Origin of the sequence: Bacillus sp. FJAT-27231 (assembly GCF_001183975.1) — a bacterium.
Taxonomy (GTDB): Bacteria; Bacillota; Bacilli; order Bacillales; family Domibacillaceae; genus Pseudobacillus; species Pseudobacillus wudalianchiensis.
In genome coordinates this window covers 881,901-905,033 of the sequence record NZ_LFZU01000001.1, presented here as the reverse complement: position 1 = coordinate 905,033, position 23,133 = coordinate 881,901, and the positions used below count along the sequence as shown (strand labels likewise).

Annotated in this window: 20 protein-coding genes, 1 pseudogene and 1 riboswitch; of the genes and pseudogenes, 9 read left to right on the top strand and 12 right to left on the bottom strand. The window is 41.7% G+C overall.

Annotation, left to right across the window (positions count from 1 at the left end):
* Positions 1-102: 102 nt before the first annotated feature.
* From fdhF to AC623_RS04305, 4 genes are all read left to right on the top strand, one after another.
* Positions 103-3,030: a formate dehydrogenase subunit alpha gene (gene fdhF / locus AC623_RS04320; RefSeq protein WP_049660890.1), complete on the top strand. Its 2,928-nt coding sequence runs from the start codon at positions 103-105 to the stop codon at positions 3,028-3,030.
* Positions 3,031-3,050: 20 nt separating this feature from the next.
* Complete coding sequence (locus AC623_RS04315) at positions 3,051-3,533, top strand: DUF1641 domain-containing protein (protein WP_049660887.1); 483 nt, start codon at positions 3,051-3,053, stop codon at positions 3,531-3,533.
* Between the two features lie 233 nt (positions 3,534-3,766).
* Positions 3,767-4,570 carry an ABC transporter ATP-binding protein gene (locus AC623_RS04310; RefSeq protein ID WP_049660884.1) on the top strand — a complete coding sequence of 268 codons (804 nt, stop codon included), beginning with the start codon at positions 3,767-3,769 and terminating at the stop codon, positions 4,568-4,570.
* A 230-nt stretch (positions 4,571-4,800) separates the two neighbouring features.
* The gene (locus AC623_RS04305) at positions 4,801-5,358 is read left to right on the top strand and encodes a hypothetical protein (RefSeq protein WP_049660882.1); all 558 of its coding nucleotides are present in this window, start codon (positions 4,801-4,803) and stop codon (positions 5,356-5,358) included.
* 143 nt (positions 5,359-5,501) lie between these two features.
* Here AC623_RS04305 and AC623_RS04300 read toward each other — a convergent pair whose 3' ends face one another.
* The 5 genes from AC623_RS04300 to AC623_RS04280 all read right to left on the bottom strand — a co-directional run bounded on the left by AC623_RS04300 (position 5,502) and on the right by AC623_RS04280 (position 11,650).
* Positions 5,502-5,735 carry a hypothetical protein gene (locus AC623_RS04300; RefSeq protein ID WP_049660880.1) on the bottom strand — a complete coding sequence of 78 codons (234 nt, stop codon included), beginning with the start codon at positions 5,733-5,735 and terminating at the stop codon, positions 5,502-5,504.
* A gap of 32 nt (positions 5,736-5,767) precedes the next feature.
* Positions 5,768-7,240, bottom strand: coding sequence for an NCS1 family transporter (locus tag AC623_RS04295; protein ID WP_049660878.1), 1,473 nt, complete (start codon positions 7,238-7,240; stop codon positions 5,768-5,770).
* 132 nt (positions 7,241-7,372) lie between these two features.
* Positions 7,373-8,782 (bottom strand): dihydropyrimidinase, encoded by a 1,410-nt coding sequence (hydA, locus tag AC623_RS04290; protein ID WP_049660876.1) that lies wholly within the window; start codon positions 8,780-8,782, stop codon positions 7,373-7,375.
* Positions 8,783-8,803: 21 nt separating this feature from the next.
* Positions 8,804-10,072 (bottom strand): NAD-dependent dihydropyrimidine dehydrogenase subunit PreA, encoded by a 1,269-nt coding sequence (gene preA, locus AC623_RS04285; RefSeq protein ID WP_049660874.1) that lies wholly within the window; start codon positions 10,070-10,072, stop codon positions 8,804-8,806.
* Positions 10,073-10,264: 192 nt separating this feature from the next.
* A complete protein-coding gene (locus AC623_RS04280; RefSeq protein ID WP_049660872.1) occupies positions 10,265-11,650 on the bottom strand; it encodes an NAD(P)-dependent oxidoreductase in 1,386 nt (461 codons plus the stop codon).
* A gap of 417 nt (positions 11,651-12,067) precedes the next feature.
* On the opposite strand from AC623_RS04280, the gene AC623_RS04275 reads away from it, so the two are divergent.
* The 4 genes from AC623_RS04275 (at position 12,068) to AC623_RS04260 (ending at position 15,911) form a co-directional block, all read left to right on the top strand.
* Positions 12,068-12,610, top strand: coding sequence for a hypothetical protein (locus tag AC623_RS04275; RefSeq protein WP_049660870.1), 543 nt, complete (start codon positions 12,068-12,070; stop codon positions 12,608-12,610).
* Positions 12,607-12,996, top strand: coding sequence for a hypothetical protein (locus AC623_RS04270; protein ID WP_049660868.1), 390 nt, complete (start codon positions 12,607-12,609; stop codon positions 12,994-12,996). Before AC623_RS04275 ends, AC623_RS04270 begins: the two co-directional genes overlap by 4 nt.
* 275 nt (positions 12,997-13,271) lie before the next feature.
* The gene (locus AC623_RS04265; RefSeq protein WP_049660866.1) at positions 13,272-14,501 is read left to right on the top strand and encodes a Zn-dependent hydrolase; all 1,230 of its coding nucleotides are present in this window, start codon (positions 13,272-13,274) and stop codon (positions 14,499-14,501) included.
* Between the two features lie 234 nt (positions 14,502-14,735).
* The gene (locus AC623_RS04260) at positions 14,736-15,911 is read left to right on the top strand and encodes an MFS transporter (protein ID WP_231603363.1); all 1,176 of its coding nucleotides are present in this window, start codon (positions 14,736-14,738) and stop codon (positions 15,909-15,911) included.
* A 64-nt stretch (positions 15,912-15,975) separates the two neighbouring features.
* Here AC623_RS04260 and AC623_RS22230 read toward each other — a convergent pair whose 3' ends face one another.
* Positions 15,976-16,794 (bottom strand): methyl-accepting chemotaxis protein, encoded by an 819-nt coding sequence (locus AC623_RS22230; protein ID WP_442853556.1) that lies wholly within the window; start codon positions 16,792-16,794, stop codon positions 15,976-15,978.
* 123 nt (positions 16,795-16,917) lie between these two features.
* Positions 16,918-17,064 (bottom strand): annotated as a pseudogene (locus tag AC623_RS22225) (HAMP domain-containing protein); the annotation flags it as partial.
* A 728-nt stretch (positions 17,065-17,792) separates the two neighbouring features.
* Positions 17,793-17,880, bottom strand: a riboswitch (cyclic di-GMP riboswitch).
* A gap of 134 nt (positions 17,881-18,014) precedes the next feature.
* On the opposite strand from AC623_RS22225, the gene AC623_RS04250 reads away from it, so the two are divergent.
* On the top strand, positions 18,015-18,590 hold the full coding sequence (locus tag AC623_RS04250) for a DUF7010 family protein (protein ID WP_231603361.1): 576 nt from the start codon (positions 18,015-18,017) through the stop codon (positions 18,588-18,590).
* A gap of 104 nt (positions 18,591-18,694) precedes the next feature.
* Here AC623_RS04250 and AC623_RS04245 read toward each other — a convergent pair whose 3' ends face one another.
* The 5 genes from AC623_RS04245 to AC623_RS04225 form a co-directional block, all read right to left on the bottom strand.
* Entirely contained in the window at positions 18,695-19,048 is a 354-nt protein-coding gene (locus tag AC623_RS04245) for a hypothetical protein (protein WP_049660862.1), read from the bottom strand.
* 168 nt (positions 19,049-19,216) lie between these two features.
* Complete coding sequence (gene eutH / locus AC623_RS04240) at positions 19,217-20,482, bottom strand: ethanolamine utilization protein EutH (protein ID WP_049660860.1); 1,266 nt, start codon at positions 20,480-20,482, stop codon at positions 19,217-19,219.
* A gap of 367 nt (positions 20,483-20,849) precedes the next feature.
* Positions 20,850-21,494: a FusB/FusC family EF-G-binding protein gene (locus AC623_RS04235; RefSeq protein ID WP_049660858.1), complete on the bottom strand. Its 645-nt coding sequence runs from the start codon at positions 21,492-21,494 to the stop codon at positions 20,850-20,852.
* 141 nt (positions 21,495-21,635) lie between these two features.
* The gene (locus AC623_RS04230; RefSeq protein WP_049660857.1) at positions 21,636-21,899 is read right to left on the bottom strand and encodes a CD3324 family protein; all 264 of its coding nucleotides are present in this window, start codon (positions 21,897-21,899) and stop codon (positions 21,636-21,638) included.
* Positions 21,900-22,321: 422 nt separating this feature from the next.
* Entirely contained in the window at positions 22,322-23,083 is a 762-nt protein-coding gene (locus AC623_RS04225; RefSeq protein WP_049660855.1) for a glucose 1-dehydrogenase, read from the bottom strand.
* Between the last annotated feature and the right edge of the window lie 50 nt (positions 23,084-23,133).

Here is a 23,133-nt window from a genome sequence, read left to right as displayed (position 1 = left end):
ATATTGGTTGTTGATTTTCGCTGCAGGCGGACATTTTCCTCCGCTGGGATTAATTATCGCAAAAACAATATTCATTTAATTTTAGAAAGGGAGGCAACGATAATGGTGACCATTACAATTAATGAAAAAGAATACATAACTACGCCCGGCTCAACCATTCTAGAGGTTGTAAATGAGCAAAAGATCCCCCATCCACAAATTTGTTATGTCCCTGAAGTAGATCCTATTCAAACGTGCGATACGTGTATTGTGGAGGTAAATGGAGAACTCGTCCGCTCTTGCTCCACTATTGTACAAGACGGTATGAACGTTCAACTCTCCTCTTCTCTCGCAAAGAAGGCACAAACGGAAGCGATGGATCGCCTTCTCGAAAACCATTTACTTTATTGTACCGTATGTGACAACAATAATGGCAACTGTAAGCTTCATAACACGGTTCAGCAAATGGAAATTGAGCATCAAAAATATCCGTACAAGCCAAAAGCAGCTGCCTGTGAAGTCGATATGTCTCATCCATTCTACCGCTATGATCCTAATCAATGTATTGCTTGCGGACAATGCGTAGAAGTGTGCCAAAATTTACAGGTGAATGAAACGTTATCAATTGACTGGGAAGCGGAACGCCCTCGTGTTCTCTGGGATAAAGGAAGTCCGATTAATGATTCTTCCTGTGTCAGCTGCGGACAATGTGTCACCATTTGTCCATGCAACGCGTTAATGGAGAAGTCTATGCTTGGCGAAGCTGGTTTTATGACAGGAATGAAAGAGGAAATTCTTACACCAATGATTGACTTGGTGAAAGCTGTTGAACCAGGATATAGCGGTATTTTTGCCGTATCTGAAGTGGAAGCTGCTATGCGAGAAACCCGGACAAAGAAAACAAAAACGGTTTGTACTTTCTGCGGAGTCGGCTGCTCCTTTGAGGTTTGGACAAAAGGCCGCAAAATCCTGAAAGTTCAACCAACCTCAGAAGCACCCGTGAATGCTATTTCTACATGTGTAAAAGGAAAATTCGGCTGGGATTTCGTCAATTCAGAAGAACGTCTCACTACTCCTTTAATCCGAAAAAATGGGGAGTTTGTCCAAGCAACCTGGGAAGAAGCACTAAGCCTTGTGACGAGTAAGCTTGGCTCTATTCAGCAAGAACACGGTCCGGGCTCTGTCGGCTTTATTTCTTCTTCAAAAATTACAAATGAAGAAAACTATTTAATTCAGAAACTGGCACGGCAAGTATTTGAAACGAATGATGTCGATAACTGCTCCCGTTACTGTCAATCTCCGGCGACAGATGGGTTATTCCGAACAGTTGGCATGGGCGGTGACGCTGGAACTATTCGAGACATTGCGAAGGCGGGGCTCGTCATCATCGTTGGCGCCAACCCTGCCGAGGGGCATCCTGTTTTGGCTACCCGTGTCAAACGTGCACACAAGCTGCATGGACAAAAGCTGATCGTAGCCGACGTACGCAAGCATGAAATGGCCGAGCGTTCTGATATTTTTATCAGCCCAAAACAAGGAACAGACCAAGTATGGTTAATGGCTGTTACGAAATATATGATCGATCAAGGATGGCATGATCAAGCATTCATTGAGGAGAACGTTCACTTCTTTGAAGAATTTAAAAATGTACTGGAAAAATACACACTAGAATACGCTGAAACCGTCACCGGCATTGCTCAAGATACATTGATCCGAGTGGCGGAAATGGTTCGCGATGCAGATGGTACTTGTGTTCTTTGGGGAATGGGTGTCACACAAAACACCGGCGGCTCTGATACCTCTGCTGCAATTTCAAATTTACTGCTTGCCACAGGCAATTACCGTCGCCCAGGTGCTGGTGCTTATCCACTCCGAGGTCACAATAACGTTCAAGGCGCCTGTGATATGGGAACCCTGCCAGGCTGGCTTCCAGGCTATCAGCACGTGACCGACGATGCTGCCCGCCAAAAGTTTGAAAAAGCTTATGGCGTAAATATTTCTGCTGTGCCAGGTTTGGATAATATTCAAATGTTAAAATCGATTGAAGCGGGCAACATGAAAGCCATGTATGTCGTAGGTGAAGATATGGCTCTCGTTGACTCTAATGCCAATCATGTTCATGAAGTGTTATCATCGCTTGATTTCTTTGTTGTTCAGGATATGTTCTTTTCAAGAACGGCCCAGTATGCAGATGTTATTTTGCCTGCCTCGCCGTCTCTTGAAAAAGAAGGAACCTTTACGAATACTGAACGCCGCGTACAACGATTGTATCCAGTTCTTCCTTCACTCGGCGATTCCAAGCCCGACTGGTGGATCGTACAGGAAATCGCTAACCGCTTAGGCGCTGGATGGAATTACAGCGGTCCGAGTGATATTTTTGACGAAATGGCAAGCCTTGCCCCTCTCTTTAGTCAGGCAAGCTATGAAAAATTAGAAGACTGGAATAGTTTCCTTTGGGGAAGCCATGATGGAGCAAGTACTCCTCTTCTTTATACAGACGGGTTTAACTTCCCAGACAAAAAAGCGCGCTTTGCCTTGTCTGACTGGGTTCCGCCTGTTGAGTTTCCGGAAGAATTTGATCTGCATATTAATAATGGCCGGATGCTCGAGCATTTCCATGAAGGCAATATGACGAATAAATCGAGAGGCATCCAGGCAAAAGTTCCGGACATCTTCGTTGAAGTATCTCCTGAACTAGCGGAAGAAAGAGGGATTCAAGATGGAGCACTCGTACGCCTAGTTTCTCCATATGGCGCCTTAAAGCTCCCTGCCTTAGTGACTAGCCGTGTTAAAGCGAATGAATTATTTTTGCCCATGAACTCTGTCGATAAAGAATCAGCCATCAACTTTTTAACGGGTCCTGCTGTTGACCAGCGGACTAATACGCCTGCTTATAAGCAGACAAAAGTACGGATGGAAATACTCACGACTCAAGGGGAAAGACCGCTGCCAAAAGCGAACCCGCGCAATAAAAAGAGACATCCGCAAAACGGTGTAGAAGTACAGCGCAAGTGGAAACGTTCAGGATATGTGCATTTAACCACCAAATAAATGGAAAGGAGATGGATGGAATGGCTGCACCAATTACTTCTATTCGAAAACATGAATATACCGGAGAAGAACAGGCACAGCAAAAGCTGACCGATCTGCAAAAGCGATTAGCAGACCATGAAGAAGCCTTAAACAGCATTTTAACGATTGTCGGTGAATTGAACGACATGGGAGCACTTGAAGCCGCCAATTCTATGCTGCAGGCGAAGGAAAAGGTAGCTAGTATTGCTATTCACCAGGCATCCCGTGAACCGATGACTAACCTAATCAATCACTTTTTAAGTGCAACAGATGCACTAGCTGATATGGACCCCGGCATGATGAAAAAACTGACAGGAAGCATTACAGCCGGGCTAGAAGAAGCAAATGAACACCTTCACAGCAGCAAACCGCTTGGAATGATAGATCTCTTAAAAGTATTAAAAGATCCTGACATCAATCGTGCTGTCCGCTTTGGGGTTCACTTTCTAAAAGGAATGGGAAAAGAGTTAAAGGAAGAATAGAAAGCTTTAAAAGGATTGAGCAGATTTATCATTATGGGTGTTCCAAAGGTAAGGATTTGGAACGCCCTTTTTTATTGTGAAGCAGGCATTTTGTCCTTTCTTAAGAATAGAGATAATTAAAAGAGGGAATTCTCCTGCAAACTATAAATATATAAATCAGAGTATAATAAAGGCACTCGCCTATTAAGATGAGAAACCGTTTTAAAAGCAGCTCGTTATAGGAGGATTTATACATGTTGAGGGAGAATAAAGTGATTGAGTTGGAAAAAATTACTTGGAAGAGAGAAGAAAGAGAGATTCTAAATCATATCTCATGGAGTGTAGCGAAAGGAGAACACTGGGCGGTTCTTGGTTTAAATGGTTCAGGAAAAACCTCTCTTCTAAAAATCATTACGGGCTACCAATGGCCCACTAAAGGAAAGGTGTCAGTATTAGGCCAGCTTTTTGGCAAGACGAATATTCCTGAACTTCGTAAGAGCATTGGCTGGGTAGGCTCTTCGCTTGAAGAAAAGTTTCACACTCGTCCAAGTGACTCTGTTCTTGAAGTGGTGTTAAGCGGAAAAAATGCCTCGATTGGTCTATATGATGAAATCAACCAAGAGGATGTTAAAAAAGCGGAGGAACTGCTTACACAGTTTGGAATTGACCATTTAGCTGACCAGACTTATTTTTCGCTTTCACAAGGAGAAAAAAGAAAAACGATGATTGCTAGAGCACTCATGCCATCCCCGAAGCTGCTCATCTTAGACGAGCCTTGCAATGGGCTGGACCTGTATTCAAAAGAAGAGCTGCTTTCTACCATTGAAAAGATGAGTTATTTACCAGAAGGGCCAACTTTATTGTACGTCACCCACCATATCGAAGAGCTCGTTCCATCTATTACCCATGCTCTCTTAATAGATAATGGGCGTATGGTGGCGGCTGGCCCAAAAAAAGCCGTTTTAACGGAAGACGTACTTAGCCAAACTTTTCACTTGCCGATTTCATTAAACTGGGAAGATGATCGTCCCTGGATTCGTGTCAAATCAAGAAACTAAATTTTTTCTGCGTAGCTAATTCATGATAGCTGCCTCTTCTTCTCTGGATCATTTCCTACTAGATCCGGAGCAGATAGTGTCCATGTAAGCGCTTAACAAAAATATATTTCTTATCCCGTTTATTACTGGTCGCATAGCTTCTATTTGATCTTTGTTCCAAATAAAAATTCCTAGATCGCAATCAATTGGTTTGTTTGTCGAAAAGAACATTTATAAAAGGAGGGTTTTTCTTGGAAAGAACAGCTTACCGCGGTGTCAGTTATGGAGAGGCGCAAAGGGTCGTTCTGAATCAAAAATATGAACGTAATGAATTAAGGGAGTTTAATAACAGGGTAGCTGCCCGCTCTCTATTCGGACAAGGTATTTATCTCATTAATGATCCAGCACTGGCAGCACAGTACGCATTTTGCCATGCCGAAGTTGAAGGCGATGAATCAGCGGTTGTGTTAAGTCAAAAGATCTGTTTTCAAAACCCTTTTATTCTCAATTATCAATTTAGCGAAGCCCGCTTAAGGAAGGAAGCCCTTCGTTGGAAATATACCGGTAAGCACTTTCCAGATCCTACAGATGACCAGAGCCCACTAGAACTTTTTAAACAAATAGGAAATACGATTAAAGAATTTCTTTTATCTCGCTCTAATGATGGCATCATTTACCACATAGATGATGAAATTATTTATTATGTTTTATACGACCAGGAAAAACAAATTAAAGACATTGAAGTCGAGTTGGTCTTTAAGATTGAAGACTCGCATCTAGGAAAAAGAATAAACGAACTCCATCTTTAGTCAGGCAGCTCTAATTAGCTCTGCACGTGACAGGTGAACAAATAGGTACCCCGCCAAAGCAACGCATAAGATAGCAGACAAAATCCCTTTTCAATGCTTTCATCATTATTCTAGCGGGGTAACCGTTCAATTTAGTTTAAAAGTTATACAAGTTTTTTCTGATTAGCTATCAGCAAATTGGAAAAGTACTTCCGGGCATCCGCTGTTAAGATTTGAAGCTCTTTCCTTTGTTCTTTATTCTTTAAGTCTAATTTTGAACGCTCGAAAGTTAAAAAAGCTCCGCTTAAATTTTCTCGAACATGAGTGATCGTGTAGCCATTTCTATATAGCTCATCAATTTTTTCTTTCTCTTTTAAAAACTCTTTATAAGATGACATCTTTTCTCCCCCCTGCTAGCCAATAGGCTCTTTTATATAGTGGCTTGTTCTGTATCCGTTAGACTTTTCTCTTTCTCCACACTATCAATGACCCAATCACGTCCCGCGGTAATCCCCAAATAGCTCTCGTCATGGAGATCTTGCAATTCCGCCTGTTTATATTTCGCAAACCACCAATACTTGGCTAACACATAGTAGCTGGCAGCAGAAAGGAGAAACCCGACGATGAAGGAGTACTCTGAAAAGATCACGGAAGCTCCTCCTCCAATTGACCAAGCGATCATTCCAGCCCAGTTTACTCCCATATGATAACTGTATTGGCCAGCTTGCTCATACAGCTCTGGCACATTGACCCTGCGTTTGCGTATAACATAATAGTCGGCGAACAAGATTCCGACGATCGCTGACAATAGGCCGCCGCTAATAAGCAGAAACGGCATTAACGCATCAAAGAGATTCCATGGCTGCGTGACCATCCCAATAATTCCAGCGGCTATGACCCCCACATAAAAAGGCACTTTCGGTCCGCCGATATTGGAAAAAACGGTAGCTGCCGGAACTAAATTGGCTGCCGTGTTTGTTGACCATTGGGCAAATACAATCATAAGAAGCAATATTCCCAAGACAATTCCGCCCGCCGCTTCCTGCAAAGCGACAATGGGATCGTAATTCCCCACGGCAATGTAGGCAACGCCTCCAATAGCTACAACAAAAGTTTGCGTCAACGGCATCGCTATGACGCTTCCCACTAAAGCTCCTTTATTTCTCTTGAACCAGTTTTTCTCGTATTTTGGTGCTTTAATATACCGGGAAATCGAAGAAATATCTGCACATAATGTCGACCAATACCCCATATTGCCTAATACAACCGTTAAAAAGGCAGCAGACAAAGCAGCACCTGAGACAGGCTGTTCAATCCATGTCCATACGTTCTTATCGGCGGCGCTTGCCCGATCGGCCAACGTGTAATACATCCAGATAGAAATCAAAATAATAGTTGGAGCTGCTAGATTGGCAAACTTCTCTATCGCTTTAATTCCAATCGATGTATTGATCACCTGTGCCGTTACAAATACGAGCAAGCAAACAAACCAGTTATCAAACCCCGTCAGGATGTTTAGAATTCCATTAATAGCAGCGGCGCCGAAATAAGAATTGATCCCAAACCAAATAGAAGCCGCAATTCCACGGAGAAGAGAGGGAAAATGAGTCCCTAATGTACCAAAAGGAGCTCTTAAATAAATCGGAAATGAAATTCCATGTTCTATGCCAATGTCTGCGATAAGGGTAATAAGAAACCCAATCACGATACACCCGACGAAAGAAGCCAATAGAACCCATGTCAATGGCATAGACTGTACTCCCGCTCCGCCAATAGCAAATGCCGCCAGAACAACTGCCATCCCTATCCACATTACCGAAAATCCAAGCGTACCGATTTTTCTGTCACGATGAGCAATTGGAAGAAGGTCCGGCGACTTCAAATAGTCACTATTCTTTTTCATCACATATCTCCTCTATTCATTCTCTTAGTTTCACGAATAGCAGGGATGACAAATGAAAGGAAGGACTCCCTCCCTTTCATGAACAAAGCAGCGTTCCACGGATAGCATGCGTTTGATCGTTTTATTTACTCATTACAGTACTTGCTCAGCCGGCTTCTTTGCACTCCCAAAACGTTCTCGTTTCAAATATTGCCCCTTTCCAGGTTTCCCGACGAACTCTTTTTCCCGGATAACGAATTCGCCGCGAGATAAAACGGAAATCGGCTCTCCGGTTACCTTCATGCCTTCAAAAGCACTATAGTCGACATTCATATGATGCGTCTCAGCTGATATCGTTCTTTCTTTGTTTGGATCAAAGATGACAATATCAGCGTCGCTTCCTACGGCAATCGTTCCTTTTCTTGGGAACAATCCAAATAGCTTAGCAATTCTCGTTGATACAATGTCAACAAATTGATTAAGGGAGATCCGCCCTTTTTTTACTCCTTCTGAGAATAGAATGCTGAACCGATCTTCGATGATGGGCCCGCCGTTCGGAATTTTAGTGAAATCCCCTAATCCTAATTCTTTTTGGCCTTTAAAATTAAAGGAACACTGATCAGAGCCAAGCGTCTGTAATTGTCCGTTTTTCAAGGCGTTCCATAATACATCTTGATTCCACTTTTCACGAAGAGGAGGAGACCACACGTACTTGGCGCCTTCAAAATTTGGCTTTTCTAAATAAGACTGGTCTAGTACAAGATATTGGGGGCAAGTTTCTCCCCATACTTGATAGCCTTTCTTTCTGGCTTCTTCAATTTTTTCTACTGCCTCTGCACACGATACGTGAACGACATATAGCTGAGAATCTGCAAGGCCGGTTAATTGAGCAGCTCTTCCAGTCGCTTCTCCCTCTACCTCTGGCGGCCTCGTTAAAGCGTGATAAATAGGATCCGTGTTGCCTTCTTTTAGCGCCTTGTTAACTAAAAAGTCAATCACATCCCCATTCTCCGCATGCACCATCACGAGCGCCCCATGTTCTTTTGCTGTTAGCAAGGTACGAAATAGCGTTTCATCATCTGCTTGGAATACGTTTTTATACGCCATAAATACTTTAAATGACGTGATCCCTTCTTCCTCAATGATTTTAGGGATTTCTGCTAATACACTGTCGTTAACCTCGCTGATCATAAGGTGAAAACCATAGTCGATTACAGCTTTCTCTTTCGACTTTTCGTGCCATGTTTGGATCGAATTTTTTAACGGTTCCCCTTTGCTCGTCAAGCAAAAGTCTATCACCGTTGTTGTTCCCCCGTAAGCTGCTGCAATCGTTCCTGTTTCAAAATCATCGCTCGTAACGGTCCCGCCGAAAGGCATATCCAAGTGAGTATGAGGATCAACTCCCCCTGGGAATACGTAGGCCCCCTTAGCATCAATCACTTGAGCAGCGCTTTCATTTAAGTTCCTGCCGATGGCAGCTATTTTTTCCCCTTCAATTAAAATATCTGCTTCATAAAGATCGGTTGCGGTGACGATTGTTCCATTCTTTATTAATTTTTTCATCCATTCATTCCCCCTCTTAATCTAAGAATTGCAGATTGGAAGCTTAATAGCTGCTTGGCGCTCATTCCACGTCATCGGCTCTCCGTTCGGAATTTCAACCATATCGATCGCTCCCTCTACTGGGCAGACAATGGAACACAGGTTACAGCCTACGCAATCTTCCTCACGAACTTCAAGATAGGCATTCCCATTTTCCGATGTGAGCATATCAATACATTGATGAGACGTGTCCTCGCAGGCGATATGGCACTTGTTACAATTAATACAAACATCGTTATTAATGCGGGCAACAATCTTGTAGTTAAGATCCAAATTCCCCCAATCAGAATACTTTTCTACTGATTGACCAATAAGACCATCAAGTGCAGTGATGCCTTTGCTGTCGAGGTAGTTATTTAATCCATCTATCATGTCTTCGACGATACTAAAACCATGATGCATAGCTGCCGTACAAACCTGGACGCTTCCTGCTCCCATTAACATAAACTCGACGGCATCTTTCCAAGTGGAGATGCCTCCTATTCCTGAAATCGGAACGTTAATTTCAGGGTGTCGTGCACACTCAGCCACCATATTCAAGGCAATCGGTTTCACAGCTGGTCCGCAGTAACCGCCATGGGCCCCTTTTCCTGCAACGTGCGGAATCGTGTTCCATGAATCAAGGTCAACGCCAGCCAAACTATTGATCGTATTAATCATGCTGATCGCGTCTGCTCCCCCTTGTACAGCTGCGTAAGCAGTCGCAGTGATATCCGTAATATTTGGTGTCAGTTTCACAATAACCGGCACTTTTGCTGCTTCTTTTGCCCAATATGTTTGCTTTTCGACTAGTTCTGGCACCTGTCCAGAGGCGGATCCCATTCCCCGTTCTGCCATGCCGTGCGGACAGCCAAAGTTCAATTCAAAACCATCCACCCCAACGTCCTGGACTCGTTTCACAATCTCGTGCCATTTCTCTTGTTTTGGCTCTACCATTAGGGAGGCGATAACAGCATGGTTAGGAAATCTCTTTTTTGTTTCATAGATTTCTTTTAAATTCTCTTCAAGCGGCCTGTCAGTAATCAATTCAATGTTATTAAAGCCTGCCACACGCTGACCGTTAAAATGAGTACCTGCAAAACGGGAGGAGACATTCAAAATTGGTTCCCCCAACGTTTTCCATACCGCACCGCCCCATCCTGCTTCAAATGCCCTTTGCACTTGATAGCCCGAGTTTGTCGGCGGAGCTGAAGCCAGCCAAAAAGGATTAGGCGATTCAATGCCCGCAAAGTTAACACGTAAGTCTGCCATTTGTATTCCCCCAGTCTCCATTATGAATTTCTCAGGCCATTGGCAAACGCTCGCTTTCTTCGTTACTCTCCAGCCTGCGGTACTCATGACCCTGATGGCCACTCCACCCCTCGCCAGTTTGCTCCTCGAAAGACAATCGTGTTCAATCAGCCTGATGGTATATAAAGCAGCCTTTGTCTACAGTCTCTTTCCTTACACACTTTCCAATGTGGCTTCATTCGTAATGAATTGCTTATGAATAGCATGGGCAGTCAATTTTCCTTGCTGGGCAGCCGTAACAACCATCGCCTCTCCTTGGCCGTCTCCAAAAATAACGTCCCCGGCTGCATATACTTTTGGATTGGATGTTTGATGGGTAGCAGCATCAATTTTGACAATTCCTTTATTGTGTTCCAACCCAAATTCTTCAATTAAACGAACATAGCGAGTCTGTCCAATAGCTTTAATGACGGCATCCACTTCCATTGTAAATTCCGATCCAGGGATTGGGGTTGGGCGGCGGCGTCCAGACTCATCGGGCTCTCCTAATTCCATTCGAATGCATTCCAAGGCTTTTACTTTACCAGCTTCATCTTGAATGATTCTCTTTGGCTGTGTCAGCCACCTAAATTCCACCCCATCTTGCTTAGCAAATTCGTATTCAAATTCATAAGCTGTCATTTCTTTTTCTGTTCGGCGATAGATCATTTTTACATCTCCTGCCCCTAAACGAACCGAGCATGTAGCCGCGTCAATAGCTGTATTCCCTGCTCCGATCACGACTACTTTTTTCCCGATAAATTCCTGATCAAGAGGCGGTGTTTTTGTTCCTTCCACGAACTCAATCGCATCTAATACCCCTTCTGCCTCTTCACCTTCAATGCCAAGCATCGGCACCTTTGACATTCCTATGGCTAAAACAACAGCGTCATAATTATTGATGATCTCTTCTGCTCTAATATCCTTTCCTACCTTTGTGTTCGTTTGAATCTTCACTCCCAGTTTTTCTACCTGCTCTACTTCCCATAACGAAATTTCCTGAGGAAGTCGGAATGAAACGATTCCATACGTATCAAGACCTCCTGCTTTATCTTTTGCTTCAAAAATGGTGACTTCATATCCGAGACGAGCCAGTTCACGAGCGGCTGATAATCCGGCAGGTCCTCCTCCGATGACCGCTACGCTTTTCCCAGTTGCTTCACCAGCTTGGAAAAGCTGCTCGTTATTTTTGATCGCCCAGTTTGTGGCATGACGCTGTAAATTTCCGATCATGATAGGCAAAGAAGCGTTATTCAACACACAGGCTCCTTCACACAATTCTTCTGTTGGACAAACACGGGCACAACTCGCCCCTACTGGATTAGACTCCATGATAACGCGAGCAGAGCCTTTTAAATTTCCAGAGGCAATTTTTTTAATAAATGATGGAATGTTGATGCTTGTCGGACAAGCTTTAATGCAAGGAGCGTCATAGCAGTAAAGACAGCGATTAGATTCTTCGAGCGCTTCTTTTGGCGTCAAATCTGGTTCAATTTCCTGAAAGTTCATCCTTAAGTTGTCCAATGAAATAGTTTTGTTCTTTACTCTGTTTAAATTCATGCTTAATCCCCCCTCACTTATTTCCAAGCGGCTTCATGAATACTGTTTTTCATTTCACTTAAACGGTATTCACTTCATTCTCTACAGCTAAAATGATCAGAAGCATTGCTTTCTTGTTCACCTTAAGCACCCTTTCAACATTCGGTTTATCCATTACATACTCCAGTCAAATAAACTATTTGACTATTCTAAATATTGTTAAAGTAAATAGTATGATACCAAAAAATATTTGTCAACACATTGATTGCATTTTTGCTTTTAATATAATGCATTCACTTTTAAATATATAACCTTTAAAACTCATTTATTTCGTTTAATTTTTCATGCAACTTAATTTATTTATAGTATTAAAATAGTGTAAAATAAAAATATCTTTTGATTTATCTGACAGCATGGGATAGGAAGGCGGGAACATTTTTGAAAAGAGAAGAGTTAGAAGCGATGCTAAAGAAAACAGAAGAAAAAATAAAAGAACAGCAGCTGCTTCTCAAAGACCTATCTGAGCGCCTAGAGGCGTTAAATAAGCAAGAAAAAGAACGAGAAAAATATATTTCTTCAAAAGAAATCGTCGAGCTGATTTTCAATAAAATCGGTAAAACCATTAATATGTCTACCATTAAGCGCTGGGCAGATGAAGGATATTTAGGAGAAGTCATTGATGAAAAAGAAAAATTTTGGGCGCTGCAATCCAAACAAGGGAAGAAACGTTTTTTGTATCCTAAAACCAACACTTATGACTTTTTATATGAAAAGGGCTATTTGCTTCCTGAGTTTGAAGTATTGGACCGCGTGCTCGTAACGAATCAATCTAGTGAGCCCATTGTTGGCATCGTCATTGACTCATGTTTAACGAAAGGGCAATTCTTATACACTATTCAAATTGAAGGCTCTTTCGAAACGATTAAAAACGTCAAAGAGGATATTTTAAAAGAAGCCTCAGAGGAGCTGATCAATGAATGAAAGTAAAAATGAAGCTGCCCAATACTGTTGCTAATCAAGAAATAGCTCGAAAAATTAAACAGGCTAATCAAAAAGCGAACAACACTCTCGATATTTCATTTGAAAAAGATTTAACTACCATCTATTTTGAGGGAGATTGGATATTGATTCCTGACAAGTCCTGGTTTTCCGATCATATAATCGTAGAAGGACAGGCAAAAGAACTTGAAAATAGCTATGAAATTAGACCGAAGAACAGAGGAAAGACGATTAATCTTCATCTTGATGCTGAGTTAGTTGCTGAATTAAATGAAATTAAAAACCACGTAATGAGCAAAACACAGCATGACATCATCCTCGACTTGTTCAAAAAAGGGCTCGATCAATATAATAAAGAAAATCAGTAAAGAACCTATTTCATTTTATCCTTCTCCATATTGGCTACAGCTGATAGCACGCTATGCTTTAGCCTGCTATCAGCTGCAGCCTCTTCTTTCTCACCCTATCCCCTCATTTCGAAGCTCATCTAAATGTCTACAAAGTTATATATTCACTTTCCAGCAAAAAAATTATTTTATAAAAGAGGAGAAATTAATATTTTATAGAATTATTCAATCAATCAACGCATTATCTAGTTATTGATAACATTTTTACTTTAACTACATAAGGAGGTATAGACAATTTGTATAAACAAAAGCTGGCAATTAACGGAGAGAGATTAAAAGACACACTTGAACGTTTTGCTGATTTTGGCCGCACAGACCATAACGGTGTTACTCGGCTAGCTTTATCTGAAGAAGACCGCTTAGCAAGAGATTACTTTCGTTCCTGCTGCGAAGAATTGGGGATGACCGTTCAAATTGATGATATGGGGAATATGTATGCCACTTTGGCTGGTATTGAGAACAAACCGCCAATCGTAGTCGGTTCTCACATGGACACAGTAAAAAAAGGCGGACGGTTCGATGGAATTTTAGGCGTTGCGGCTGGCCTGGAGGTGGTTCGAACATTAGTAGACAACCAAATCAAACCACACATTCCGCTTACGATCGTTAACTTCACGAACGAAGAAGGAGCCCGCTTTGAACCGTCTATGATGTCCTCCGGTGTTCTGTCCGGAAAATTTGAGAAGGCGGCCATGCTGAAAAAAACAGATGTGAACGGAGTTACGTTTGAAGACGCCTTACATTCAATTGGGTATGCAGGCGATGCTGCCTCCCGTTTAAAAGAAGCGACAGCTTTTTTGGAGTTGCATATTGAACAAGGACCTATTCTTGAAAAAGAAGCTTTAACCATTGGAGTAGTGGAATGCGTAGTTGGGATGGTATGCTATGAAATTGAAGTAACAGGAGAATCAGATCATGCAGGAACGACTCCTATGGATATGAGAAGAGATGCTCTCTTTGCTGCCAATGATCTCATAACGAAAGTACGCCAACAGCTGGGCGCGCTTCATTCTGATCTTGTCTTCACGATGGGAAGGATGAATGTATTCCCTAACATCCATACAGTGATCCCTAATAAAGTGGTCTTTTCATTAGAAGCAAGACATAAAGATCCTGCTGTTATAAAACAAGTAGAAGAAATCATTCAATCGCTGGTGAAGCTCCCATCGGAACAGGGCTGCACGATTAAATCCGAAAAACTGTGGGGACGGGATACCGTTTGGTTTAATGAAAACATTTGTAATGCACTTGAGCAATCTGTACAGTCACTGGGTTATCCATTTAAACGAATGGTAAGCGGCGCTGGTCATGATGCACAATTCATTGCTAGTTATATCCCTACCGCCATGATTTTCGTGCCAAGCATTAAGGGAAAAAGCCACTCCGAAGACGAATTAACTACATGGGAAGATTGTGAAAAAGGAGTTAATGTACTGCTCGAAACTGTGCTCTCCCTTCAATCTTAATGATTATGGTGAAATTTCGATGCATCACTTTATCGAAATTTCACCTTTTTTGTTTGGATCTGTCCCTCAATATTTCCCGGGAAGGAACCGTCTATATTGATTTTATTAATGAGGAGGCTTCATTAAGTTACATAAGCTGCGCAAAGCCAATAATATGGACAAGCCAAATAGACATCTTTATAATTACCTGAGTAATTATCGAAAAAATAAAAACTCTTTAGAAAGGCGGCATACATGTTGAACAAAAAATGGATTGTATACGTCGTTGCCTTTGCTGCTTTTTTCGGTCCCTTTACTCAGACTATTTATGCACCGCTCATCCCGGAGGTACAGCGGCAGTTTCAAACTTCTGAGTTCGTTATCAACTTGACCATTTCCATCTTTACGCTCGTGCTTGCCCTTATGCAAATTGTCTACGGCCCCCTTGCAGATCGATTAGGCAGACGAAAAATTATGCTTCCTGGAATTTTAATTTACATAGGAGCTTCCATTGGAGCAGCTCTTTCCCCTTCTATCCCGGTTCTTATTTTCTTTCGCGCTCTTCAAGCGGCCGGAATTGCTGTTGGTTCAGTTGTAGCCACTACTGTTATTGGTGATTTATTTACCGGAAAACAGCTCGGCAGATCGATGGGAACCTTTCAAATGATGGTTTCTCTCGGACCAGTTGTTGGCCCTGTAATTGGGGGAATTGTTGGAGAAATTTCAGGATTTCATGGTGTCTTTTGGGTGCTTGCAGCAACAGGAGTGATCATGTGGCTATTAACTTATAAGTTTTTGCCCGAAACAAAAACAGCAGACAGCGGAAGTTCCCGGATTTCCATTGGCGATTTTTATTTGATTCTTAAACATCCAGTTGGTTCATCCGTCATTTTGCTAGGGTTTGTTCAATACTTTACCTTTTATAACTTTTTAGTCTTCATGCCTCACCTGCTATCTGAATTCTATCACTTATCAGCTAGCGAGAAAGGAATTATTTTTCTCCCTATGTCATTTGGAGTTGTAATAGGGAGTTTTGCGGGCAGCCGGCTGCAAGAACATTTCAATTCAAAAAGGTTTCTTATTTTTAGCTCTTCCTTAAATGTGATCGCTACCCTTTTGTTTGTTATCATGTCACCCGTTTCATTAACGATGCTCATTGTCAGCATTTCATTATTCGGTCTTTGCCTCGGGCTTTCGCTTCCTGTCCAAACGACACTGCTTAGTCTGGCTTTTCTGCACAATCGGGCAACCGCAATCGGAACATATAACTTCTTCCGCTACCTCGGTATGGCAGCTGGCCCCATGATCGGCGCTATATTTTATAGTCTAGGAAATCGGATTGAATTTATCTTTGCTGCATTTGTCTTCACACTGGTTGTTTTATTTGCTGCCCGTCAATTTGTTCGAACACGGCAAAATCTAACGACTTAATTCGTTCGTTCATTTATAGGCCCTCTAGGAAAGAATTTTTCTTTATAGAGAGCCTATTATAATTTTAAAGAGTAAATTTGCGGACTAAGCCGCTAAGATCCTCGGCCAATGTAGAAAGCTGAAGGGCATTTTCTGCAATCTCCTCCATCGAACTGCTCGTTTGCTGAATGGAAGCAGACGTTTCTTCAATTCCCGCAGCTGATTCTTCCGAAACCGAAGCAATATTTTCAATAGACCGATTCATTTGTTCGCTTCCGATGACTATTTCATTTAAATTCTCCGAAACCATTTGAATTCTCTCAGCCATTTCAGACACAGAACCATTAATCCTGTCAAACATGTCTCCAGTTGTCCTTATTTGTCCCATGCCTTTATCTACTTCCGTGTATCCTGTTTCTAAAGAAATAACGACTTCAGCTGATTCTTCTTGAATGCGTGTAACAATCTCCGTTATGTCTTTTACAGAAATAGACACTTGCTCGGCCAATTTGCGTACTTCATTCGCCACAACCCCAAATCCTTTTCCATGCTCTCCTGCCCTTGCTGCTTCAATCGCTGCATTTAATGCTAATAAGTTAGTCTTTTCGGCAATCTCATGAATCACGGCTACTAACGTGGAAATAGCTTTGGATTGGTGGTCAAGACCTCTTACTCTTTCAACTGCTGTTTGTACAATCTGATCAATTGTATTCATTTGATTAATAGAAGAGCCCATTAACTGGCTTCCTTCGTTTGTTAAGCTTAAAATAGCATTTGATGCTGTATGAATATGTTCTCCATTACTATTAGCCTCTTGAATCTTCCCAATATAATTGGCCATCGCTTCTGAAAGCTCGTTCGTATCGTGCGCTTGGGATTCCGCCCCAGCGGATAGCTGCTGCATAGTAGCTGCTGCCTGCTGACTCCCTTCTCTCACTTCACTAGCTGACTGTGTCAGCTCTTCACTTTGACTCGTTACGGTTTCAGATGTAGCGGTAATTTGCTCAATCATTCCCCTTAAACTGTCCAGCATTTTGTTCATTGCCGTACTGAGCAAAGCAATCTCATCTTCCCCTTTATAATTGCTTTTTTCCACATTCAGATTTCCCGATGAAATATCTCCTGCCATTGCGATTACTTTATTTAAATGATGCCGTACAATGCGATTAATCATAAACACAATAGCAGAACCAATGAGGGCAGATAAGACGATAGAGAAAATTAACACCGTAACGGATTCATTTAAACTGCGTTCCGCCTCTTTAGCCGCTGACTGCCGCTGCTTATTAATCGAACCCTCGAGCTCAGCCAATTTTTCGACTGCCTCGCTTCTTAAAGCCTGAGTCCTCTGTCTAGCAAGCAATGCTCCTAAGCTATCTTTACTTTGAACAGCGGGAATGATTTTTTCATGAAAAAGTTTGTTTACCTCTTCATCATTCGCACTAATACGTGCAAAAAGCTCTGCTGCTTCTTCCGTTTTAATGGCAGCTTCTAGTTCTTCCTTAAGAATATTGAAACTTTCCTTTCTTTCCTCAAATTCTTTAATAAACCGGTCATCCTCACTATTCATGTAATCCGCAATCCGAATGTCTTTCCCTCTAAATAAGGAGGCCATTTCCGTCGTTTTAATCGCCAGATCTCCTTTTCGTTCTAGATTGGCAATATCCTCTTTCACATCCGCCAGCTTTACGTAAACAATTGTGGCAGACAAGCAGAAAAGAAGCATCACCACTCCTAACGCCAGGGCATATTTTTTACCGATGTTTAAGTTTCTAAGCAGCTTTGACAGCAAGATTTCTCCCTCCCCTTAACCTTCTGCAGAAAAAAGTAAAAGAGCCCTTCCCATCAACGTAAAGACAAATCGTTTTACGCGGACGGCCAAAAGAGCTCTTCTAAAAAAAGTTCGGCAGCCCAGCCGTCATAGCACTGTTCATGCTTTAGACCCGTGGCTTTGCGTCCCCGGCTTTCACCGGGTTTGCCAATATTGATTTTTAGATAAATAGACTTACTTCCATCATACATATTTTTGCCAATTTAAGCAATTGTAACTATTTTATATATTCTGCTTTTTTAGGAGGAATGTTATAATTTAGGCTATATATACTTTAGTCAGGAGGGGTATTAATGGAAAACAGAGTAAATAAATCTATATTGACTATGGATCATACATTAGAGCAACTGCAAAGAGATATCATTCTAACAACTAAGAAGGGTTTTCCGATTTTACTGGCAGGGGCTATCGTCTTTTTGCTGTTTGCTTTTCTGCCGTTTTTTCTTCCTATGGATACCATTTACTTAGTATGGGTGTGGGGGCTGAGTGTGATCTTTCCACTCGGAATTCTTATAGGCAAGCTAGTAAAAGTCAATTTATTAACACGTGATCATCCTTTAGGCATACTAGGCGGCATTATAGCAGCCCCCCAGGCTTTTTACATTCCTGTCTTCATTATCGTCTATATGCATATCCCCGAGTATCTTCCTTTTACGATCGGTTTATTAGGAGGCTCTCACTTTTTACCTTATATGTGGATTTACAAAAGTAAAGCTTACTTAGTTGTCACGTTGGGCACTTGTCTTTCCTCGCTCATTTTAGGGGCCTTTTGGATAAACCAGGCTTTTATTCTAGTCCCTCTCGCCATCTCTATTGTATACAGCACCGGTGTTCTATTAATTTTTAAAGAATTAAAACCTTTTAAATAAGCTTCAAAAAGAAAAGATTCAGCCTATGACAACGTGGCTGAACCTTTTTTTTAGCAATTCCCTCTTCTATTTTGTTAAATAGAAAAATAATAAATGATTTCATACTATCCTCCAGATTTCTCTTTCATTCGTTCTGTTACTTCCATAAACCAGTCTTTTTGATTTAAATCAACTGTTAATCTCGCTAGATCAAAAAGCTCCTCTGCTGTTAAATCATCATTCATCAGCACTAACTGATGATAACTGTATCTGTGTTCTCCAACCGGCTTGCCGTTTCGAATAACAAAAACAACAGCGCCATGGTAGCTTGCTTCCAATACAAACCCGACTGCATTTCTATTTTTAATTTCTACCCAAACGCCTGCTTTATACAAGTGAATGCCCCCATATCCCGCCTTCCGCGAGTTTGTTTTCCCGTCTAATTCCCGCGACATGATGAGCAGCACAAACGAAAACATTGTTTACACTTATTATATTCAGCTAGCTCTCCCGATGACAACCTAGCTCATATATTTCCTATTCCCGTTGGGCAGTAAAGTTATGATAGGTTCTTTCTATTTTTAGGAAAGTCTATACGTTCAAAAAATAATGGAGATGCATGCTAAAGCTGCATCTCCATTAAAATATTAGCTGGTGGCACCGAGAGGATTTTCATTAGGATCGGTTGCCTTCTCATTTCTCTTTGCTCTATTCTCTAAATTCTCAATCCGCTCAAGCTCCAATGCTTTTGGGATCGAAATCCAATAGCAAAGAAGGATGGCTAGAACAGCACCAAGGAATTTACCAGCCATTACGGGGATAATGATCGTCGGCTGGAAGTTTGCCGGGAAAGCCAATTGGTCACCGATCATCCATCCGCCAGAAATAGCATAGGCAATGGTTAATACTTTGTCCTTCGCAGGCATGTCTTTAATGATTTTAAAAAGGGCCAGCGGGTTAGCTGTTGCTGCAATGACTCCAGCGCTGCCGATACTGCTTAAACCGAGCAGCTTACCAAAAAATTGTAACGGCTTCGCCAAATACTTTTGAATCGCATAGACCATTGGGAAAGCACCTGCTAGCATAATTCCAATATATCCAGCAATTTCAAGCCCTCTAAATTGGTCCTTCGCATCGGCGATAATCGGATCGAATCCCCAATGACCGAATATGGCCGTAAATACACCCGTGAAATACTCGACGATTGTGCAAGCTAGAACGAGCTTCATCGCTGTGCTCATAAACCAGCCGATTGCCATGAACCCTTTGATCATGAGATTAGGAAACATTCGTAAGCCGACAGCAATAAAAACCCCAACTGCTGTTAAAGGAATCAAGTTAATTAAAATAGTGCCAATCGACATAGACAACTGATAAGTTGGCTCAGCTGTCGTACTAATCGTGTCCCGTATTTTTGTCTCTGTCAATGCTAGAATACTTGTCGTGATGAACACACTAATCGGCACAGTGAGAACACCCGACATCATACCAAGCGCCAAATATTTATGATCGCGTTTTTGCAGCATAGCCAGCGCTACCGGAATAGTAAAGATAATATGAGGCCCCATAATAATGCCATTCACTGTAGCGATAATCCAATTTTCACGATCACCGGCTAACACATCAGCAAGCTGATAGCTCCCCATGTCACTTGAAATAAGCGTCGTGGCTGCCATCGCCGGATCAGCCCCAATCGCTGAAAAAAGCGGGCCAAAGGCAAATTCAATGAATTTAGATAAGTACGGAATTGACGCTAATGTGGCGGCAATCGGAATAAAGATCGGACCAATCGTATGAATCCCTTGGATAAACTCCTTCCCCATACCTTCTTCCTCATTACGGACAGCAGCAATGGCGCCTATCATAACAAAAGCCATAATAACATAAATAACATAAGTGCCTAAATGCTCCATAGACATCCTCCCTTTCACTCTAAGTTGGTTACATATAAACTCATATTTCTACATATATAAAATAGAAATATTGACACCGATTTTAAAATATTTGCAATTTTTGTGCCATTTTCACAAAAAAGACACTAATTTGTTAATTATTGTTTTATATAGGATTTGCAGGGTCTTTTACTTGCTATAAACGGCCCTGTGAATTTAATAAATAAGGATCGGTTATTCAAGAATGAAATTTCTTATGAAAAATTGCATAAAAAATGCGCGATAACATAATTTTCTTTTACTCGCATTGTGCAGTTTACAAGATAATGTCCCGAAAGAGTTCGCCCGTTCAAAAACATAAAAAGACATGCTAGCATTTAGCATGTCTTCATTTATTCAGCCGCTCGACAAAGTCCTGCAGCTTATCCAGTGACGTTAAATTTTGATTGCATTTTTCACTGTCCTGGCAAATGTAGTTCCCTCTCTTTGTGAAAGTTCCTTTCTCTGTTCTTTTTCCTTTTACTTCTGCAATGAACATCCCGATTTCCTCATAGCCATTGCATAGGGCGCAAATCCCTTTTTGGTTGGCACTAGTAAAGGTTCCTTGTACTCCTATAAGGTTCTCATCGAAATACGTTACTAAATATTTTTTATTGGAGCCTTTATCGTGCCATCCAAGGTAGGAAGTCTCCTTTAAATCGATGCTTTCTAAGTCAGGTACTTTTAGTTTTTTGGCTTTTGGGAACAATTTTTTAAGGCTCTGTTCTGTTATTTTCTTAAAAGGAATCACATAGGGCTTTAGGCTGGATAAGAATTTTTCTGCCTGTTCTTTGTTCTCAACTGTCGTGATCGGGCTGAGTAATTGCCGCTGTTCTTCATTTAATTCAATAAATACTTCAGTTACATTTTCTTCTGCCATTGCCTTTAATGCCCTCAATACCCCTTCGTGTTGAGCCGCCGCATGCCCATTAACCAGGTTTTTAGCCTGTCTTTTAATTAAATTGTATTGGTCATTCCTTATAAAAGCTTCCATGTTTCTCACTCCTGTTCGTTCTTCCTCTTACGTTACCCGATTAAGCTGTTTCTTGAAAGGCAAAGAATGATTAGGAAACAAATACGCCATAAAAAAGCGCTGATCCTCTTGAAAAGGTCATCAGCGCTGTCAGTTAATAGGCTATTTGGAATAGACGATTTTTTTAACCGTTTCGGTTGAGAGATAATACATATCGGCCAACTGTTGAATCGGCTCACCGTTTCGAAAAGCTTCTCGAATCGCAGCGTTGCGATCATCGATACTTTTTCTTCCTCCAGAACATGAACCCCACTTTTGATGCGTCTCTTTCGGTTTCGGAATGTAAATCGTCTCTCCTTGCACATATTTTTGAATCTCAATAATTAATGTTTCTGGTAAAACAGCGGTTGCTTTTACATATTTCACTTTTGCCAGCTCCTTATTTTTTTGAATATCAAATAAGGTGCAAAGCCAAAGGATAGGGCAACTCACTTAGGCGATGATTTTAACGAATCACCCCATGCAAAGTATCGCCTTTCTAACCCCAGGCTTTGCATGAGACGCTGCAAACTTTGGCAATCTGCTCTCAATCGCCATACCATCACCTCCCCACTAATTTATTGTACTTTCTTTCGATAGTTAGATGCCAGTGTTTCTTTTAATGATCTGTTATACTTGGTTATTGATTTTCGCTGCAAGCGGACTCTTTCTGCGGGCGGTCCGTAATCCTCCTCGTCGCATACGCTTCTGCGGAATCTTCCCAGGACTCGCTTTTCTCGCTGGAGTCTCCGCCTTTCGCTTTAATCAATTATTGAAAAAACACCCTTCACCTTTAACAAAGCATCCTTTTAATAAGCACTCCAGCCAGCATCTGCTGCAATGGCTACTCCATTAATATAGGCTGATTCATCAGAAGCCAAGAATAAAGCAATATTAGCAATATCTTGTGTTGTTCCGGCTTTCGGCATTAAATTCACACCACGTGTGGCGATTTTCATGCCAAACTCATCAACATTCGTCATGCTTGCGGCAAAGTTCGTTTGAACATGCGCCGGGGCAATGGCATTACAGCGGATATTTTGCGGGCCATATTGAGAAGCAATATTTTTGGTCATCCCTACTACTGCATGCTTAGCAGCTGTATAAGCTAATCCACCGCGGCCGCCAGTTAAGCCGGCGATAGAGGCCATATTGACGATCGTTCCGCCTCCGTTTTCGATAAACACCGGAATCACTTTTCGAAGGGCACGCATTACACCGGTTACGTTAATGTTCATGACGCGCTCCCATGTTTCGTCTTTTACGTTAGCTGCTGCCTGCATATTGTCACCGACACCAGCATTATTCACTAAAATATCGATCTTACCGAATGCCTTTACAGTGTCCTCTACCATTGTAGAAATATCTTCTTCATTCGCTACGTTCACCTTTACACCGATCGCTTCTTTTCCTAATTCCTTTAATTCTTTTACCGTTTGCTGCAGTGCTTCCTCGTTAAAATCAGCAATCACCACTTTCGCTCCCTCTTTCGCATAAGCAAAAGCAATTTCCTTTCCGATACCGGCTGCACTGCCAGTTACGATCGCTACTTTGTTTTCAAGACGTCCCAATATACTCACCTCATCCGCTTTTTTGATTTATTCTCCACAAAATTCCAGTC

Coding starts and splice junctions, on each gene's coding strand:
- fdhF (WP_049660890.1), top strand. CDS start 103: ATGGTGACCATTACAATTAATGAAAAAGAATACATAACTACGCCCGGC.
- AC623_RS04315 (WP_049660887.1), top strand. CDS start 3,051: ATGGCTGCACCAATTACTTCTATTCGAAAACATGAATATACCGGAGAA.
- AC623_RS04310 (WP_049660884.1), top strand. CDS start 3,767: ATGTTGAGGGAGAATAAAGTGATTGAGTTGGAAAAAATTACTTGGAAG.
- AC623_RS04300 (WP_049660880.1), bottom strand. CDS start 5,735: ATGTCATCTTATAAAGAGTTTTTAAAAGAGAAAGAAAAAATTGATGAG.
- AC623_RS04295 (WP_049660878.1), bottom strand. CDS start 7,240: ATGAAAAAGAATAGTGACTATTTGAAGTCGCCGGACCTTCTTCCAATT.
- hydA (WP_049660876.1), bottom strand. CDS start 8,782: ATGAAAAAATTAATAAAGAATGGAACAATCGTCACCGCAACCGATCTT.
- preA (WP_049660874.1), bottom strand. CDS start 10,072: ATGGCAGACTTACGTGTTAACTTTGCGGGCATTGAATCGCCTAATCCT.
- AC623_RS04280 (WP_049660872.1), bottom strand. CDS start 11,650: ATGAATTTAAACAGAGTAAAGAACAAAACTATTTCATTGGACAACTTA.
- AC623_RS04270 (WP_049660868.1), top strand. CDS start 12,607: ATGAAAGTAAAAATGAAGCTGCCCAATACTGTTGCTAATCAAGAAATA.
- AC623_RS04260 (WP_231603363.1), top strand. CDS start 14,736: ATGTTGAACAAAAAATGGATTGTATACGTCGTTGCCTTTGCTGCTTTT.
- AC623_RS22230 (WP_442853556.1), bottom strand. CDS start 16,794: ATGCAGCAGCTATCCGCTGGGGCGGAATCCCAAGCGCACGATACGAAC.
- AC623_RS04250 (WP_231603361.1), top strand. CDS start 18,015: ATGGAAAACAGAGTAAATAAATCTATATTGACTATGGATCATACATTA.
- AC623_RS04245 (WP_049660862.1), bottom strand. CDS start 19,048: ATGTTTTCGTTTGTGCTGCTCATCATGTCGCGGGAATTAGACGGGAAA.
- eutH (WP_049660860.1), bottom strand. CDS start 20,482: ATGGAGCATTTAGGCACTTATGTTATTTATGTTATTATGGCTTTTGTT.
- AC623_RS04235 (WP_049660858.1), bottom strand. CDS start 21,494: ATGGAAGCTTTTATAAGGAATGACCAATACAATTTAATTAAAAGACAG.